13 protein-coding genes are annotated in these 15,187 nt (G+C 70.9%); 10 read left to right on the top strand and 3 right to left on the bottom strand.

Annotated features, from left to right (window positions below; genetic code table 11):
- Positions 1-9: 9 nt before the first annotated feature.
- Positions 10-702: an alpha/beta hydrolase family protein gene (locus ACRDTB_RS18685; RefSeq protein ID WP_431431925.1), complete on the bottom strand. Its 693-nt coding sequence runs from the start codon at positions 700-702 to the stop codon at positions 10-12.
- 166 nt (positions 703-868) lie between these two features.
- Here ACRDTB_RS18685 and ACRDTB_RS18680 point away from each other — a divergent pair, with 166 nt between their 5' ends.
- The 10 genes from ACRDTB_RS18680 (at position 869) to ACRDTB_RS18635 (ending at position 10,752) form a co-directional block, all read left to right on the top strand.
- Entirely contained in the window at positions 869-1,594 is a 726-nt protein-coding gene (locus ACRDTB_RS18680) for a winged helix-turn-helix transcriptional regulator (protein ID WP_431431923.1), read from the top strand.
- Positions 1,595-1,915: 321 nt separating this feature from the next.
- Positions 1,916-2,821, top strand: coding sequence for a mycothiol synthase (gene mshD, locus ACRDTB_RS18675; protein WP_431431982.1), 906 nt, complete (start codon positions 1,916-1,918; stop codon positions 2,819-2,821).
- Between the two features lie 203 nt (positions 2,822-3,024).
- Positions 3,025-4,116, top strand: coding sequence for a phosphate ABC transporter substrate-binding protein PstS (gene pstS, locus ACRDTB_RS18670; protein ID WP_431431920.1), 1,092 nt, complete (start codon positions 3,025-3,027; stop codon positions 4,114-4,116).
- A 190-nt stretch (positions 4,117-4,306) separates the two neighbouring features.
- Complete coding sequence (pstC, locus tag ACRDTB_RS18665) at positions 4,307-5,212, top strand: phosphate ABC transporter permease subunit PstC (protein ID WP_431431919.1); 906 nt, start codon at positions 4,307-4,309, stop codon at positions 5,210-5,212.
- The gene (gene pstA, locus ACRDTB_RS18660) at positions 5,212-6,300 is read left to right on the top strand and encodes a phosphate ABC transporter permease PstA (protein WP_431431917.1); all 1,089 of its coding nucleotides are present in this window, start codon (positions 5,212-5,214) and stop codon (positions 6,298-6,300) included. Before pstC ends, pstA begins: the two co-directional genes overlap by 1 nt.
- 42 nt (positions 6,301-6,342) lie before the next feature.
- Positions 6,343-7,122, top strand: coding sequence for a phosphate ABC transporter ATP-binding protein PstB (pstB, locus tag ACRDTB_RS18655; protein WP_431431915.1), 780 nt, complete (start codon positions 6,343-6,345; stop codon positions 7,120-7,122).
- 144 nt (positions 7,123-7,266) lie between these two features.
- Positions 7,267-7,674, top strand: coding sequence for a hypothetical protein (locus ACRDTB_RS18650; RefSeq protein ID WP_431431913.1), 408 nt, complete (start codon positions 7,267-7,269; stop codon positions 7,672-7,674).
- Complete coding sequence (locus ACRDTB_RS18645; RefSeq protein ID WP_431431911.1) at positions 7,671-8,243, top strand: DUF3558 family protein; 573 nt, start codon at positions 7,671-7,673, stop codon at positions 8,241-8,243. The genes ACRDTB_RS18650 and ACRDTB_RS18645 overlap by 4 nt, the downstream gene beginning before the upstream one ends.
- A gap of 20 nt (positions 8,244-8,263) precedes the next feature.
- A complete protein-coding gene (locus ACRDTB_RS18640) occupies positions 8,264-9,976 on the top strand; it encodes a hypothetical protein (protein WP_431431910.1) in 1,713 nt (570 codons plus the stop codon).
- Positions 9,976-10,752: an ESX secretion-associated protein EspG gene (locus ACRDTB_RS18635; protein WP_431431980.1), complete on the top strand. Its 777-nt coding sequence runs from the start codon at positions 9,976-9,978 to the stop codon at positions 10,750-10,752. The genes ACRDTB_RS18640 and ACRDTB_RS18635 overlap by 1 nt, the downstream gene beginning before the upstream one ends.
- 195 nt (positions 10,753-10,947) lie before the next feature.
- Here ACRDTB_RS18635 and phoU read toward each other — a convergent pair whose 3' ends face one another.
- Positions 10,948-11,613, bottom strand: coding sequence for a phosphate signaling complex protein PhoU (phoU, locus tag ACRDTB_RS18630; RefSeq protein WP_431431908.1), 666 nt, complete (start codon positions 11,611-11,613; stop codon positions 10,948-10,950).
- 87 nt (positions 11,614-11,700) lie between these two features.
- On the bottom strand, positions 11,701-15,187 hold a 3,487-nt coding region (locus ACRDTB_RS18625; RefSeq protein ID WP_431431907.1), incomplete at its 5' end, for an LCP family protein.

The following is a 15,187-nucleotide window of genomic DNA, read 5'->3' as shown; positions in this document are numbered from 1 at the left end:
CCCTCGCTGTCATGCCGCCATTCGCTCCGATTCGCTCGTCCGGCCCTCACACCGGCCCGCCAGCCACGTCGCCATCCGGTCGACCAGCTCCGGGGTCATCGCCGTCTCGGCGTGGCGCAGGCCGTGCTCGAGCCACAGTTCCGCGTGACCACCGGTGGCCCGGCGCAGGGCCAGCGGATGGTCCACGCCCACGTAATGATCCCCGTCGCCGTGCACCAGCAGTAAGGGGGTGGGGGCGATGCGGTGCGCGACTTCGACGGGACTGGCCGGCAACTCGATCGTCGGCGGTGCGACGCGGACGCGCAAGGCACGCATCACGAGGCGGCCGTGCGGCAGTTCGGCGAGCCAGAACAGGCGGCGCATGGCGTCGGTGTCGCGCGTCCACCAGCGTGCCGCGGCGCTGACCGCGACTACGGCGTCCGGCCGGTGCGCGCCGGTCGCCGCGTGCAGCACGGCGACCGAGCCACCCATGGAGAAGCCGAGCGTCGCGACCTTGTCGTGGCCGTGCTCGCGCGCGAGCCGGACCGCGGCGTCGAGATCGTGCACCTCGCCAGGCCCGGCGGTGCACCGCCCGCCCGAACGCCCGTGCCCGCGGAAGTCGAGCGCGACTACCGTGTGTCGCCGCGCCAGCCGGTGGAGGATGCGCGCGACGGACGGTTTGCGGACCTGGTTGGTGAACCCGTGCCCCACGACGACGGCCATTTCGTTACGGGAATGTTTCCGTCGCAACAGCAGTCCCGTCAGCCTCACGCCGTCGGCCGTGTGCTGGTGCACTCGTGTGACACCTGCGTCACGACCAGGACATTTCATGGGCACGGCGGCTATTCTCCCGGAAAGCCACGGAGCAAACCCAGAGAGGCGGGCCGTCATGAGCCTCGACCTGCTGCTGCTCACCGCGGACCCAACGCCGGGCTCGGTCGTGCCATCCCTGATGTTGCTGCCCCACCACGTGCGCACCCAGGCGCCGGAGGTGACCGCGTTGCTCGACGCAGGGTCACGAGACGTGGTGCTCGTGGACGCACGTGCCGACCTCGCCTCGGCGAAGAGCCTGTGCCGCCTGCTGACCAGCGGCGGCGACTCCGTCCCGGTCGTGGCGATCGTCAACGAGGGCGGCCTGGTCGCGGTCAACCCCGAGTGGCGCGTGGACGACATCATCCTGCCGACGGCGGGCCCCGCGGAGGTCGACGCCCGGCTGCGCCTGCTGACCTCGCGCAGCCCGGCCGGCGCACCCGGTGCCGACGGAAGCCTGCGCCTGGGCGAGCTGGTGATCGACGAGGCGACGTACATGGCGCGGCTGCGTGGGCGGCCGCTCGACCTGACGTACAAGGAGTTCGAGCTCCTGAAGTACCTGGCGCAGCACGCCGGGCGGGTGTTCACCCGGGCGCAGCTGCTGCAGGAGGTGTGGGGCTACGACTTCTTCGGCGGCACCCGGACCGTGGACGTACACGTCCGGCGGCTGCGGGCCAAGCTCGGCCCGGAGCACGAGCAGCTGATCGGCACGGTGCGCAACGTGGGCTACAAGTTCGTCCAGCCACCGAAGCCGACCGCCCAGGCGCCCGAGCCCGACCCGGTCAGGTCACTTCCGCTGTCCTGACGTTGCCGGGAGGGTCCGGCCGGTAGCCGAGATTCCGCTCAACCACAAGGAGTCTCGCCGCACCAACCCCGGCCCGGCAACACCGACCCGCCCGAACGCGCTCCGCCAACCGAAACCAACCCCGCGTGCACGCGCGTGCGGAACGCAAGAAACGCAAGCCCCACCCTGTCCCGGGGGCCACCCTCGATGCCACTCTACCGGCGATGACCGACGACAACCGGGCTCGGCGGTGTGCCTGTGGACAACCACCATCCTTGTGGACAACCCACCTCTGGGCGCGCCTCGCTGTCGGCGCGGGTCGGTAACGTCGTCGGCGTGGACATGACCTGGCAGGAGTCCGAACCCGGCGACGACGTGCGGGCGCTGCTCCTCGCGGCGAAGGAGACCGACGGTCGGCCCGAGATCGAGGCCGGCCGGCCGCTTCCGCGTGAGTTCCGCGGCGGCTTACACCTGCTTGCGCGCGACACGGCCGCGGACGAGAACGCGGACGGGAGCACGGACGCGGGCGGGCGCGAGGGACGGCTCGTCGGATACGCCCACCTCGACACCGGCGGCGACGCGTTCGGCAACCAGGTCGCCGAGGCCATCGTGCACCCGGCCCACCGCCGCCACGGGCACGGCGCACGGCTCGTTGCCGAGGTGCTGGCCAAGGCGAGCCCCAAGCTGCGGATCTGGTCTCACGGCGACCATCCGGCCGCCGCGCGCATCGCGGAGCGATACCACCTCGCACGGGTCCGCGAGCTGCTCAAGATGCGCCTCGACCGGCGCACCGACCTGCCCGAGCCGGTCTGGCCCGACGGCGTCGCCGTGCGCACGTTCATCCCCGGCCAAGATGAGCGCGAGCTGGTCGCCGTCAACGGGCGCGCCTTCGACTGGCACCCCGAGCAGAGCCAGCTCACGGTCGCCGACGTCGAGGCCACCGAGCGGGAGTCCTGGTTCGACCCGGCGGGCTTCTTTCTCGCCACCAGCAACGAAAAGATCGTCGGCTTCCACTGGACCAAGACCCATCCTGGCGACATCGGCGAGGTCTATGTCGTGGGCGTCGACCCGCGTGCGCAGGGCGGCGGCCTGGGCCGGGCGCTTACCCTCGCCGGTCTGCATCACCTGCGGGACAAGGGACTCGGCGACACGATCCTCTATGTCGAGTCGGACAACGCACCGGCTGTCGCCGTGTATCGCCGATTAGGGTTCACGGTCGCCGAAAAGGACGTCGCCTACCAGCGGTGATCGGCGAACGTCGTTACGCGACGCAACAAAAGTCACAATCCGGTGGTGTTCACGTGGTGTTCACCTGAACACCCGGCCCTGTCCACCCCCCTTCCCTAGCGTCCGCGTCGTGCCGCGAATCCAGCGGGGCACAGCGTGTCGTCCGGGCCTGCGTGCCGGCGGGCAGGACGACCCGTGACTTCGACATACCTCGAGAGGATCCAGTGAAGCGCATCCGCTACGGCCGCATCGCGGCCATCGTCGCCGCCAGTGCCCTGGCGCTGACCGCGTGCGGCAACGACCCCGTCAGCTCCGGGGGATCGGAGCAGTCGAGCGACCTGTCCGGCAACCTCGCCGGTGCGGGTGCGAGCTCCCAGGAATCGGCCATGCAGGCGTGGATCGCGGGCTTCGGCTCGTCGAACCCCGACGTCACCGTCAGCTACGACCCGGCCGGCTCCGGCGCCGGTCGCACCCAGTTCGGGGAGGGCGCGGTCGACTTCGCCGGCTCCGACGCGGTCCTCGACGACGAGGAGCGGACGGCCGCGAGTGAGCGGTGCGGTGGCGACGCCATCCACCTGCCGCTCTACATCAGCCCCATCGCGGTGATCTACAAGCTCGACGGCGTGGACAACCTCCAGTTCTCGCCGGCGACCGTGGCGGCCATCTTCGACCGCAAGATCACCAAGTGGAACGACGCGAAGATCAAGGCGGACAACCCGGACGCCGACCTGCCCGACACCCGGATCGTGCCGGTGAACCGGTCGGACGAGTCCGGCACCACCGAGAACTTCACCGAGTACCTCGCCGCTACCGCCGGTGGGGCTTGGCCGCACGAGCCGAGCGGTGACTGGCCGCTCAAGGGTGGTCAGTCGGCGCAGGGCACCTCGGGTGTCGTGCAGACCGTCCAGGGCGGCCAGGGCACCATCGGGTACGCGGACGCCAGCCAGGCGGGCCAGCTGGGCACGGCCAAGATCAAGGTCGGCGAGAGCTTCGTCGAGCCGTCCGCCGACGCGGCCGCGAAGATCGTCGACGAGTCGGAGCGGCTTTCGGGCGGGTCGGAGCACGACCTGGCCTACGAGCTCAAGCGCGACACCACGACCGAGGGCACCTATCCCATCGTGCTCGTCTCCTACACGATCGTCTGCCAGACGTATGAGGACGCGACCCAGGGGGAGCTGGTCAAGGCGTTCATCGGCTATGTCGCGAGCGAGGACGGGCAGAAGGCCGCTGCCGAGGCCGCCGGGTCCGCGCCGATCTCCGACACGCTGCGCACCGAGGTAGCGGCCGCCCTCGATGCCGTCAGCGCGGGCAGCTGATCGAGCTGGACCCCTTGTTACGGTCTGATCAGGCGGATGGGCGACCGGCCGAATCGGTCGCCCATCCGGCTGAGCCCGTCCCTTCCCGTTCCGCGGAGATGTCGTGACAACAACGGGCCAACCGGCGGCCGGGCGCGAGACGCCAACTCGACGAGGCAAGCAACGTGCACCACGGCGACCAGGCGATGTCGTGTTCGCCGGCGCCGCCCGGGTCGCCGGTGTCCTGATCCTCGTCATCCTCGCGGCGGTCGCCGCGTTCCTGTTCGCCGAGGCGTGGCCGGCGATCGGAACCCCCAGCGCCGAGCTCACCGAGAAGATCCAGTGGATCGAGGACGGCCAGTCGCTGCTCGGCTACGTGGGTCCGCTCGTGTTCGGCACCGTGCTGGCGGCGATCATCTCGCTGCTCATCGCGACTCCGATCGCCGTCGGGGTCGCGTTGTTCATTTCGCACTACGCACCGCGCAAGCTGGCACAGACGTTCGGCTACGTCATCGACCTGCTGGCCGCCATCCCGAGCGTGGTCTACGGCCTGTGGGGCGCCCTGTGGCTCATGCCCAGGGTCGAGCCGATCTTCGTCTGGCTGAACGACACCTTCCCCTTCATTCCGCTCTTCGAGGGGCCGGTGGCGAGCCCGCCACGCACGATCCTGACCGCGGGCATCGTGCTCGCGGTGATGATCCTGCCGATCATCACCGCGGTGTCCCGCGAGGTGTTCCTGCAGACGCCGACCCTGCACCAGGAGGCCGCGCTGGCGCTCGGGGCCACCCGCTGGGAGATGATCCGGCTCGCGGTGTTCCCGTTCGCCCGCTCCGGCATCATCAGCGCGACAATGCTGGGCCTCGGCCGCGCACTAGGCGAGACGATGGCCGTCGCCATGGTGCTCTCGCCGGGGCTCACCTACTCGATCTTCATCCTGCAGGCGGGCCAGCAGCAGAACATCGCCGCGAACATCGCCCTGAAGTTCCCGGAGTCGGCCAACCTCGGTGTCAACGTGCTGATCTTCACCGGCCTGGTGCTGTTCGTGATCACCCTGATCGTCAACCTGGTCGCGCGGTGGATCGTGTCGCGGCGCGCCGAGTTCTCGGGGGCCAACTGATGACGACCCTCCAGGACCCGTTGGACGTCGAGCTCGGGTCGAAGAAGCTGAGCCACGGCAGGCTGCCGCGCTTCGCCCCGATCGCCCTGCTCGCGCTGTCGCTCGCGGTCGTGTCCGGCATGCTCGCGATGTTCGGCGCGTTCTCGATCGCGCTCGCGGTGTTCCTCGGCGTCATCCTGTTCGCCGTGACGACCCTGGTGGTCGCTGGCGTCGTCGAGGGCGGCCGGGCTGCTCGCGACCGGCTCGCGACCACGCTGATGTACAGCGCCTTCGCGCTCGCCGTGATCCCGCTCGTGAGTCTGCTGTGGACTGTGCTGCAGTACGGGCTCGAGCGGTTCGACCTCTACTTCCTCACCTACACGATGCGCGGCGTGTTCGGCGGCATGGACGCCGGCGGCGTGTACCACGCCATCGTCGGCACGCTCGAGATCACCCTGTTCGCCACGGTGATCTCGGCGCCGATCGGCCTGATGACCGCGATCTACCTGGTGGAGTACGGGCCGACCCGGCTCGGCCGGGGCATCACGTTCCTCGTCGACGTGATGACCGGCATCCCGTCCATCGTGGCCGGCCTGTTCGCGTACGCGTTGTTCGCGCTGCTCTTCGGACCGGGCGTGCGCATGGGCGTGGTCGGCTCGGTGGCGCTGTCGGTGCTGATGATCCCGGTGGTGGTGCGGGCGTCGGAGGAGATGCTCAAGCTGGTGCCCAACGAGCTGCGCGAGGCCGCCTACGCGCTGGGCGTGCCGAAGTGGCTCACGGTCGTCAAGGTCGTGCTGCGCACCGCGGCGGCCGGCATCGTCACCGGTGTCATGCTCGCGATCGCCCGCGTCATCGGTGAGACCGCGCCCTTGCTGATCACCGTCGGTGTCGTCGACTCGGCCAACTTCGACCTGTTCGACGGACGGATGATGACGCTGCCGGTGTTCGTGTTCCGCCAGTACAACCAGGGCCTCGCGCCCAACGGCATCGTCACGATCAACTACGACCGGGCCTGGGCCGCGGCGCTGACGCTCATCATCACCGTCATGCTGCTCAACCTGATCGCCCGGCTCGTGTCCCGCTTCTTCGCGCCGAGGACCGGCCGCTGAGGCCCCACGACGGATCACGACTAGGAAGACGCGACCAACACGATGGCGAAACGACTCGACATCTCGAACCTGAACATCTACTACGGCGACTTCCTCGCGGTCGAGGGCGTGACGATGGCGGTTGAGCCGCGCGCCGTGACCGCGCTCATCGGCCCGTCCGGGTGCGGCAAGTCGACCGTGATCCGATCGATGAACCGGATGCACGAGGTCATCCCGGGCGCCCGCATCGAGGGCCGGATCGCACTGGACGGCGAGGACCTCTACGGCAGCTCGGTCGACCCGGTGCAGGTGCGGCGCAACATCGGCATGGTGTTCCAGCGGCCGAACCCGTTCCCCACGATGTCCATCCACGCGAACGTGATTGCCGGCATGCGGCTGAACAACCGGCGCATGTCGAAGCAGACCGCCGACGAGATCGTGGAGCGGTCGCTGCGCGGGGCGAACCTGTGGAACGAGGTCAAGGACCGGCTCGACAAGCCGGGCTCGTCGCTGTCCGGGGGGCAGCAGCAGCGCCTGTGCATCGCGCGGGCGATCGCCGTGCAGCCGGACGTGCTGCTGATGGACGAGCCCTGCTCCGCGCTCGACCCGATCTCGACACTGGCGATCGAGGACCTGATCGGCGAGCTCAAGAAGGACTACACGATCGTGATCGTCACCCACAACATGCAGCAGGCCGCACGGGTGAGCGACCAGACGGCGTTCTTCAACCTCGCCGGCGTCGGCCAGCCGGGCAAACTGATCGAGATGGACGCGACGGAGAAGATCTTCTCCAACCCATCCCAGAAGGCGACCGAGGACTACATCTCGGGCCGCTTCGGCTGACCCACCCCACGCGGTTGACCAGGAGCGGCTTACGTTCACCAACGGGAACCCATACGGGCCGAGTTACGTCACAATGGGGACCCGCACGGATGCTGATTGGTACCGTGCTGGTGTGGTGTGAGCAGGCAAAGACAGGGGCCGATCATGCTTGACGCAGGTGGTGGCGGTGGGGCGGGAATTGGCGCTGCCGCGAAAATTATGGGTATCGCGGCTGCGGCCGGCAAGTTCGCGGTGGCCGCCGCCGAGGGACACTTCGCGATCAACGAGAGCGGTGGCCGAGCGTTGCTCGAGGCCATCCGTGAGATGCGTGACTGGATCAACGGGCAGGATGCCAAGCTGACACATTTGGCGCAGGTGCCGCCGCTGGGCGGCAGCCACGGTGCCCAGACGCTCAAGCCCTATGTCCAGAACGTCGCCACCGACCAGCAGGGGTTCATCACGATGCTCAAGGAGTTCGCCCGTTCGCTCGACCAGGCCGAGCAGGGCATCAAGGACGCCATGGGCAACTACAAGAACATGGACACCGAGCTGGCAAAGCGGTACAAGGCGTGACGGGCACACCCGTGAGGCTTCTGCTGGTTCCGCTGGTGGCGGCGGTCGCGCTGGTGCTCGCCGGCTGTTCCCAGGAGACGCCGGGCAACGCCAGCCCCGGTGGCAACGGGGACGGTACCGGCCTGCCGACGATCCCCACCGAGGACACCAGCGAGCCGGCCGAACCCACCGAGACCGGGGGTGGCGACTCCGGCACAGGCGATCTGCAGCCATGTGAGCTGCTGACCAGCGCCGAACAGTCGCAGCTTCAGCTCGCCGCCGGCACCGAGGACGACATTGGCGGGCAGCGCACGTGTCTCTTCACGGCGTCTGGAAGCCACACGGTCAGCATCGGGGTCGCCGACGAGCTCGGGCTCGCGGACGTGCAGTCCAGCGGTCCGGCAACGCCGACGACCATCGGGTCGCATGACGCCGTTCAGTTCACCGGTGGCGTCAGCAGCTGCGCCTTCGCTCTCGGTGTGACGGACACGTCCCGGGTGGATGTCATTTCGGCGGCCAACGGCGACGAGGCTAGGGCCTGCGGGATCGCGAAGCAGGCTGCGGAACTTGTAGAACCCAAGTTGCCCTGAGGTAGTGGGAGTAGCGAGCAATGGCACCGCGAGGCGTGACCAATCCGTCCGATTCGGACTACGGTGGCGGGTACGACCCCACGACGGATCCGAACAGTGAGTACTACAACCCGACCCGGGATCCGAACAGCGAGTACTACATCGATCGCGGTGAGACCTCCGACACCAGCGAGCAGGCCCAGCAGGACGCCGAGCATACGGCCGACGCGCAGGAGGCCGGCGACGACGGGCTGCTCGACCGCATCATCAACATCGTCACCCGGCAGCACCGCGTCGACTCGGCCTACGATCAGGAGCTCAACGAGCAAGCCCGGGAGCTCGCCGTCGGCGTGGAGACCCGCAAACCGCCGCCGATGATGACCGGGAACTACCTGAGCAACCCGCATCCCGACCTGCAGAAGATGGTCACCCAGGGGGTGGACCCCGACGGGGTCGGGGAGATGGGCGATACTTGGATCGAGGCGGGCAACGCGATGACTCGGTTCCAGTCCGGCGTCGCGTCCGCGATCACCAACAGTGAGGCTGACTGGCAGGGTTCGGCCGGGAACTCCGCTCGCACATTCATGGCCGACGTCGGCAACTGGGTCGGCAACGCCGGGCAGAGCGCGCAGCTCGCCGGCACCCAGACGAACATCCAGGCGTCCGCGCTCGCCGACGCGAAGCGCTCGATGCCCGAGCCGGTCGACTTCGACGTGGCTGCGGCCAACCGCGACCTGCAGTCGACGACGAACCCGGTCGAGTACATGACCAAGTACCGCACCTACATGACGCAGTACTCCGCTCAGCAGGAGGCGCACCAGAAGGCGGCGCAGGTCGTGGGGACCTACGACAGCTCCCTCGCCACCGCGAGCACCATGCCCGCGTTCGCGCCGCCGCCGGCGATGAGCGGTGCGGGCGGCAAGATCAGCCCGACCGGCGGGGACAAGATCGGTGGCATCAGCAAGGCTGGAGGCCTGGCGTCGGGTGGCACCTCGGCCATCTTGTCGGGGCCGACGGGCACCGCCGGGCCCGGCGGTGGTGGGATTCCGACTCCGAGTGGCGGTGCCGACGGCGGCGCGGGTGGCGTTGGTGGCGGCGGCACGGGTACTGGCGGCACCGGCGGGCTCCCGGGTCTCCCGAGCGGCGGCTCCACCGGCGTGACCGGTCCCAGCGCAGGCGGTGAGGTCGGCGGCGGCCCCGGTCAGTTCCCGGTGCCGGGTGGCGGTGGCCCCGGGCCCGGCGGTGGCCAGCCCGGCGGTAACTTCCCCGGCGCGCCGCTGCCGGTCGGCCTTGGTGGCGGTCCTGGCGGCAGCGACGCCGAGCGCAGCGGCGGCCGGTTCGGCCTGGGCGGCGGGCGCGGCTTCGGACCGGGCGGTGGCTTCGGACCGGGCGGTGGCTTCGGGTCCGGCAGTGGGACTGGTGCGGGCGGCGGCCTCGGCTCCGGCTCGGGTGCCGGCGGTGCCGGTGGCTCGTCGAGTGCGGGTGGCCTGGGCGGCCGCGGCGGCGTCGGACCGGGCGGTGGCATGGGTGCCGGTGCGGGCGGTGCGCTGGCCGCGGAGAACGCGGCGATGCGCGGTGGCGCGGCCGGTGCCGCCGGACGCGGTGCCACGGGCATGGGTGCCCCGATGGGTGCCGGGCGCGGTCAGGGCGATGAGGACGATGAGCACCAGCGGCCGTCGTTCCTGGTCGAGGGCGATCCCGATGCGGTGTTCGGTACCGACGAGATGACCGCACCGCCTGTGATCGGTGAGTGATGGTGCGGTCCTTCTCGCTGTCGCTCGCCGCGGCGGACATCGTGGCCGAGTTGCTGGGGGTGAACATCCGGTTGTTCCCGTTCGAGATCCCCAGCGTCGGGGAGTTCCAGGTGGACCGGCAGCGGATCACCCGCGCGGTCATCGCCGACCTGGCCAAGCGGGGCCTCGTCGGGGTGAACGGGTTCGATCCCGACCTCGAGTGCGCCATGCGGACGTTGTCGGACTACGTGATCGCGGTGGCCGTGATGGGCACCGTCGAGAAGAACCAGGAGATCTACGCGCGGGCGTCGGCCACGAAGGACACGGGTGTGCTGGCGGTCAAGGAGAAGCAGAGCATGCGCTTCGAGCTGATCCGGCCGACCGCGCTAGCGCTGACGCTCGTCGGTCTGCTGCCGAAGGCGCAGGCGGGACCGGGCCAGTCGGTGACGATCCGCCGGCCGGCCCCGGCCCGGCACCGGCGCGACGACGGTGAGCAGACGGTCTTCGGCGAGCAGGTTCGGGCCACGACCGAGCAGCAGCTGCGCGCGGCGGCGAGCTATCTCTCCCGGCCGCGCACGGGCACCGGCTTCTTCGCGGTGAGCGGCCGCGACCGGCACGGCCGCGAGGTTCGCGCCGGCGGGCTGACCTGGCTGGACACCGACGCCGGTCGATACCTGACCCTGTCCCGCCCACCGGACGAGGACGGCGTGATCACCGGCACCTTCTCCCCGGCCGACACGTCGCGGCTGACCCACCAGCTGGGCGAGATGATCGAGTCGGTCGCGCCAAACCGCTGACCTCTCGCCGCTCCCCACCCGCACCTGTCCACAGTCCGCTCGTCACGCGACCGAAACCGTCGGTGGTGCCGAATAGGCTGGAAAGCGGGGGCCCCCACGTGTCGCCGGACGTTGTCCACAGGGGCGGCTGTGCGGCCGGTTTCGTCGGTGGGCGTCGGTACGCTGGATTCCGGGGCCGGAGGCCGCCGGAAACGCTCAGAGCACGTCGTCGTGGGCGGCACCCGGCATGCGGCCCGTCACCACGAACACGACCCGCTTGGCCACCGACACGGCGTGGTCGGCGAAGCGCTCGTAGAAGCGGCCCAGCAGCGTCACGTCCACCGCCGAGGCCACGCCGTGCGGCCAGTCCTTGTCCATGATCACCGAGAACAGGTGGCGGTGGAGGTCGTCCATCTCGTCGTCCGCCCGCTCCAGGGAGTGGGCCTGCTCGATGTTCTTGCTCAGGATGACCTGCTCGGCCTCGCGCGCCAGCTCGACCGCCACCCGGCCCATCTCCGCGAAGTGGGGCCGCACCTGCTCGGGCAGCACCGGCTGCGGATGCCGGCGCCGCGCGGCCTTCGCCACGTGCAGCGCCAGGTCGCCCATCCTCTCGAGGCTCTCCGCCGCGTGAATGGCGGCCAGTACGCTGCGCAGGTCCGTGGCCACCGGCGCCTGCAGGGCCAGCAGCGCGTACGCGTGCTCCTCGCACGCGGACCTCGTCTCGTCGACCTTCGTGTCGTCGCCGATCACCTGTTCGGCCAGGCGCAGATCGGCATCGAGCAGCGAGCGGGTGGCGAGCTCCATGGCCGTCGCGACCATCGAGCACATGCCGGCTAGCTCCACGACGAGCTCGCCGAGTTCGACTTGGTAGGCCTCGCGCATGGCGACAGCCTACGGGTGCGGCCACTCACGAAGCGCATCGCTCGATGAATCCCGGGTGAACCCCAGGCCAACGAATGAAGCGCCTGGTCAGGCGCAGGAGACGTCTCCGCCGTTGACCGTCGAGAGATCCTCCGGCAGCGGCTGCCCGCCACTGCCCTCACCGGGCGCGACCACCTCGCCGTCGAAGCCGGGACCGATGATCAGCTGCACCGCGCCCGCCAGCGACGGATCCTCGACGAGCTCCGCGTCGGGCACCGAGGATCCGAGCGTCCGCGCCTGCGCCTCGCTGCCCTTCGCGTACTTGATGACCGTGCGGTCCACGTTCTCCGGCGCCGCGTCCACCCACACGATCTGGTAGCCCAGGTCGGCGAGCTGGTCGGCGGTGGCGCCGGCGATGCCGCCGGTCGGGTTGCCGCCGTTGAACACCTGCAACTTGATCGTCTTCGGGTCGACCGGTCCGCTCGGCTGCGCCGCCAGCCCGGACTGCAACTGCTGCGTGCCGCTGCCCGGCGACTCGCCGGGCAGCGGGGAGTCCTCGCGGATCGCGGAGAACAGCGCCTTGGTGTCGTCGACGCGCAGGTCCTCGTTGCCCCGCTCGTTCGCCTCGCCGACGGTCGGCACGGTGACGAACGTGACCCGCCCGGCCTCGATGCCCTGCAGGGACTGACCGAGCGTGAACATCTGTTCGACGCCGATGTTGTCGCCGAACGTCGACTTCGAGAACGCCTGCACGAAGCCCGTGAGCTTGCCCGGGTCGAGCAGCACCTCGGACGACATCGCCTTGCGCAGCAACGAGGACAGGAACCGCTGCTGGCGGATGATCCGGCCGTAGTCCGACGTCACGTCGCCCTGCACGTGCCGGGCGCGGACGAAGTTGAGCGCCTCGTCGCCGCTGAGCGTGACGTTCTCGCCGGCCACCGGGACGATCGTGCCGAGGACGTCGTCCTTGAGCGGCCGCTCGACGCACACCTGCACCCCGTCGACCGCGTCGACCATGCCCTTGAAGCCGTTGAAGTCGACGCCCACGAAGTGGTTGATCATGAGCCCGGAGAGCTGCTGCACCATCTTGGTCACGCACTTCGGTCCGCCGACCTGGTAGGCGGTGTTGAGCTTGACACCCTCCTCGGCCGGCTTCCGCTCCCCGGTGTAGTCCCCGGACTTGGGGTCCCATGCCTCGCAGGCGGGCCGGGTGACCTCGAGGTCGCGGGGGAACGACACCACGACGGCACGCTCACGGTTGGCCGGGATGTGCGCGATCATCACGGTGTCCGAGCGGGCGCCGAGGACGTTGCCCTCGTCGCCGGCCCCGTCCTCGGCCGCCGCGCCGGCGCGCGTGTCGGAGCCGACGAGGAGGAAGTTCTCGTCGCCGCTCTGCTTGGCGGCGTCCTGGATGGCGTCGGAGTTCGGGTCGAGCGCGTCGACCTGTTGCGAGCTCGCGTCGACCCAGCTCTTGAAGCCCCACGCGATGCCGGTCGCCACGAACACCAGGATCGCGGCGGTCGCGGCGAACGCGCGGATGGCGAGCGTCGAGCGGGTCCGGCGGCGCGACTTCTTCTCCTGCAGCCGCGTCGGGCCGCCGCCGTCGGGGAGCATCTCGGCGAGCTCCTCGGGGGCATCGGCCTGCTGCGGCGCGACCTGCGGCCGGGGCCCGTTGATGGTCTGCCCGGCGACCAGCTCGTCGAGCCGGTCCATCTCTTCGTCGTCGTGCCGCCACGGCATGAGCTTGCGGCGCTTGGCCTTGCGCTCGCGTTCCTCGGCCTGGATCTCGTCGTGCACGGCGGAGAAGCGGGCCAGCGTGTGGTCGATGCCGCGGCGCTTCTGGACCTCCTCGCCGATCGCCTCCATCTCGGCGGTCATCGAGATGGCGTCCTCCTCGGGGAGGCGCGGGGGCGGCAGCGGGACCGGGCCCTGCCCACCCGGCATGGAGCGCTGACCGACCGGCTCCTGGCCTCCCGGCCGCGCCGCCGGGATCGGGGGAGCTCCGTCCATCATGGGGTCGGCGGGCCGGGGCAGCGGCCCGGACGGGTGGCGGCCGCCTGGCGGTTGTTCGCCGGGTCCTGAGGGGTGACGGCCGCCGGGCTGGTCGCCGGGGAGCGGGCCTGAAGGGTGGTGGCCGCCGGGCAGCTGGTCGCGGGGAATCGGGCCGGAGAGGTGGCGACTGCCCGGCATCGGGTCGCGCGGTAGGGGGCCCGAGGGGTGGCGGCCGCCCGGCATCGGGTCGCCGGGACCGAGTTGTTGGTGGCCGCCGGCCATCGGGTCGCCGGTGAGCGGGCCGGGGTCGCCGGGGATGGCTCGGTAGCCGGAGCTCTGGCCGGGTCCACGCAGCCCTTCCGGTAGCGGGCGGCTCCCGGTGGAGTGGCCGGGGGGCAGCGGGCGACCACCGGTGGACTGCCCGGGGGCGGGTGGCACCGGCCGGGGACCGGACGCCTGCCCTGGCGGCAGGGTGGGGCCGGGACCACCGGGGCCGAAGCCCCCAGGAGGCATGGCGCGGCGGCCTGTGCCCTGGCCAGGACCGAACCCGCCCTCGGGTGCGCCACGCCCGGCGCCCGGGCCGAAACCGTTTTCGGCCGGCCCGCCTGGTCCGAAGCCGCGTTCTGGTGCACCGGCGCGCGGCCCGAAGGCGTTGTCGGATTCGGCGCCCGGGCCGAACCCGTTGGCTGGCGCCGCACTTGGACCGAACCCGTTGTCGGCCGGCGCGCCGAACCCGTGGTCGGTACCCGCGCCCGGGCCGAAGCCGCGCTCTGGTGCGCCTGGTCCGAAGCCGTTGTCGGGCGCGACACCTGGGCCGAAGCCGTCGGGTGCGGCGGGTCCGGGGGTTCGGTCGAAGCCGTAGTTGGCCGCTGGGCGGAAGTCGTCGTGGGGCGTTGGGCCTGGGCCGAAGCCGCTGTCCGGAGTGCCTGGCCCGAAACCGCCGTCTGGCGCCGCGCCAGGGCCGAAGCCGCTCGGCCCGGGGCCGAAGGTGTCCGGGGCGGCTGGGCCGAAGCCGCGGTCCTGTGCCGCCGGTCCGAAGCCGTTGTCCGGTGCGGCGCTGGGGCCGAAGTCGCCGTCGGGGGCGGTCCCCGGGCCGAAACCGCTGTCGAACGGGCTGAAGCCGCCGTCTGCCGGCGGTCCGAAGTCGCTCCCGGGGGTGGCTGGGCCGAAGCCCTGGTCGGGCATCGCGCGGCGGCCGGTGTGCTGGCCGGGGCCCAAGCGGTTGTCGAGGCCGTTGTCGAGGCCGTTGTCGAAGGCGGCTCGGTGGGCGGCCTCCACACCGGGGCCGAAGCTGTGGGGTCCATAACCGTCGTCGGGCCTGGCGCGGCGGCTGATGTTCTGGCCGGGGACGGGAGGCACGGGATAGCTACCGGAGCGCTGGCCCGGGGTGTCCGGCCTGACGCGGCGATCCGTGTGCCGCGTCGGTGGCGGGTCGGCCGGTGGGTAGCCGGGTGGCTCCGGGAACGCGTGGGAGCCGGTGGCCGACGGCTCGGCGGAGGGGAACCCGTGCGGCTCGGGTAAGGCGCGGCGACCGGTCGACTGGCCGGGGGCGGGCGGCACGGGGCGGCGGCCCTCCGACTCGCCGGACTCCGGCCACTGGGGG

The organism is Actinophytocola sp., assembly GCF_050699935.1.
Taxonomy (GTDB): Bacteria; Actinomycetota; Actinomycetes; order Mycobacteriales; family Pseudonocardiaceae; genus Actinophytocola.
This window is presented reverse-complemented; position numbering and strand designations above follow the sequence as displayed.

Bases quoted from the DNA above. Each gene is read 5' to 3' on its own strand.
- ACRDTB_RS18685 (WP_431431925.1), bottom strand. From the start codon at position 702: ATGGCCGTCGTCGTGGGGCACGGGTTCACCAACCAGGTCCGCAAACCG.
- ACRDTB_RS18680 (WP_431431923.1), top strand. From the start codon at position 869: ATGAGCCTCGACCTGCTGCTGCTCACCGCGGACCCAACGCCGGGCTCG.
- mshD (WP_431431982.1), top strand. From the start codon at position 1,916: ATGACCTGGCAGGAGTCCGAACCCGGCGACGACGTGCGGGCGCTGCTC.
- pstA (WP_431431917.1), top strand. From the start codon at position 5,212: ATGACGACCCTCCAGGACCCGTTGGACGTCGAGCTCGGGTCGAAGAAG.
- pstB (WP_431431915.1), top strand. From the start codon at position 6,343: ATGGCGAAACGACTCGACATCTCGAACCTGAACATCTACTACGGCGAC.
- ACRDTB_RS18650 (WP_431431913.1), top strand. From the start codon at position 7,267: ATGCTTGACGCAGGTGGTGGCGGTGGGGCGGGAATTGGCGCTGCCGCG.
- ACRDTB_RS18640 (WP_431431910.1), top strand. From the start codon at position 8,264: ATGGCACCGCGAGGCGTGACCAATCCGTCCGATTCGGACTACGGTGGC.
- ACRDTB_RS18635 (WP_431431980.1), top strand. From the start codon at position 9,976: ATGGTGCGGTCCTTCTCGCTGTCGCTCGCCGCGGCGGACATCGTGGCC.
- phoU (WP_431431908.1), bottom strand. From the start codon at position 11,613: ATGCGCGAGGCCTACCAAGTCGAACTCGGCGAGCTCGTCGTGGAGCTA.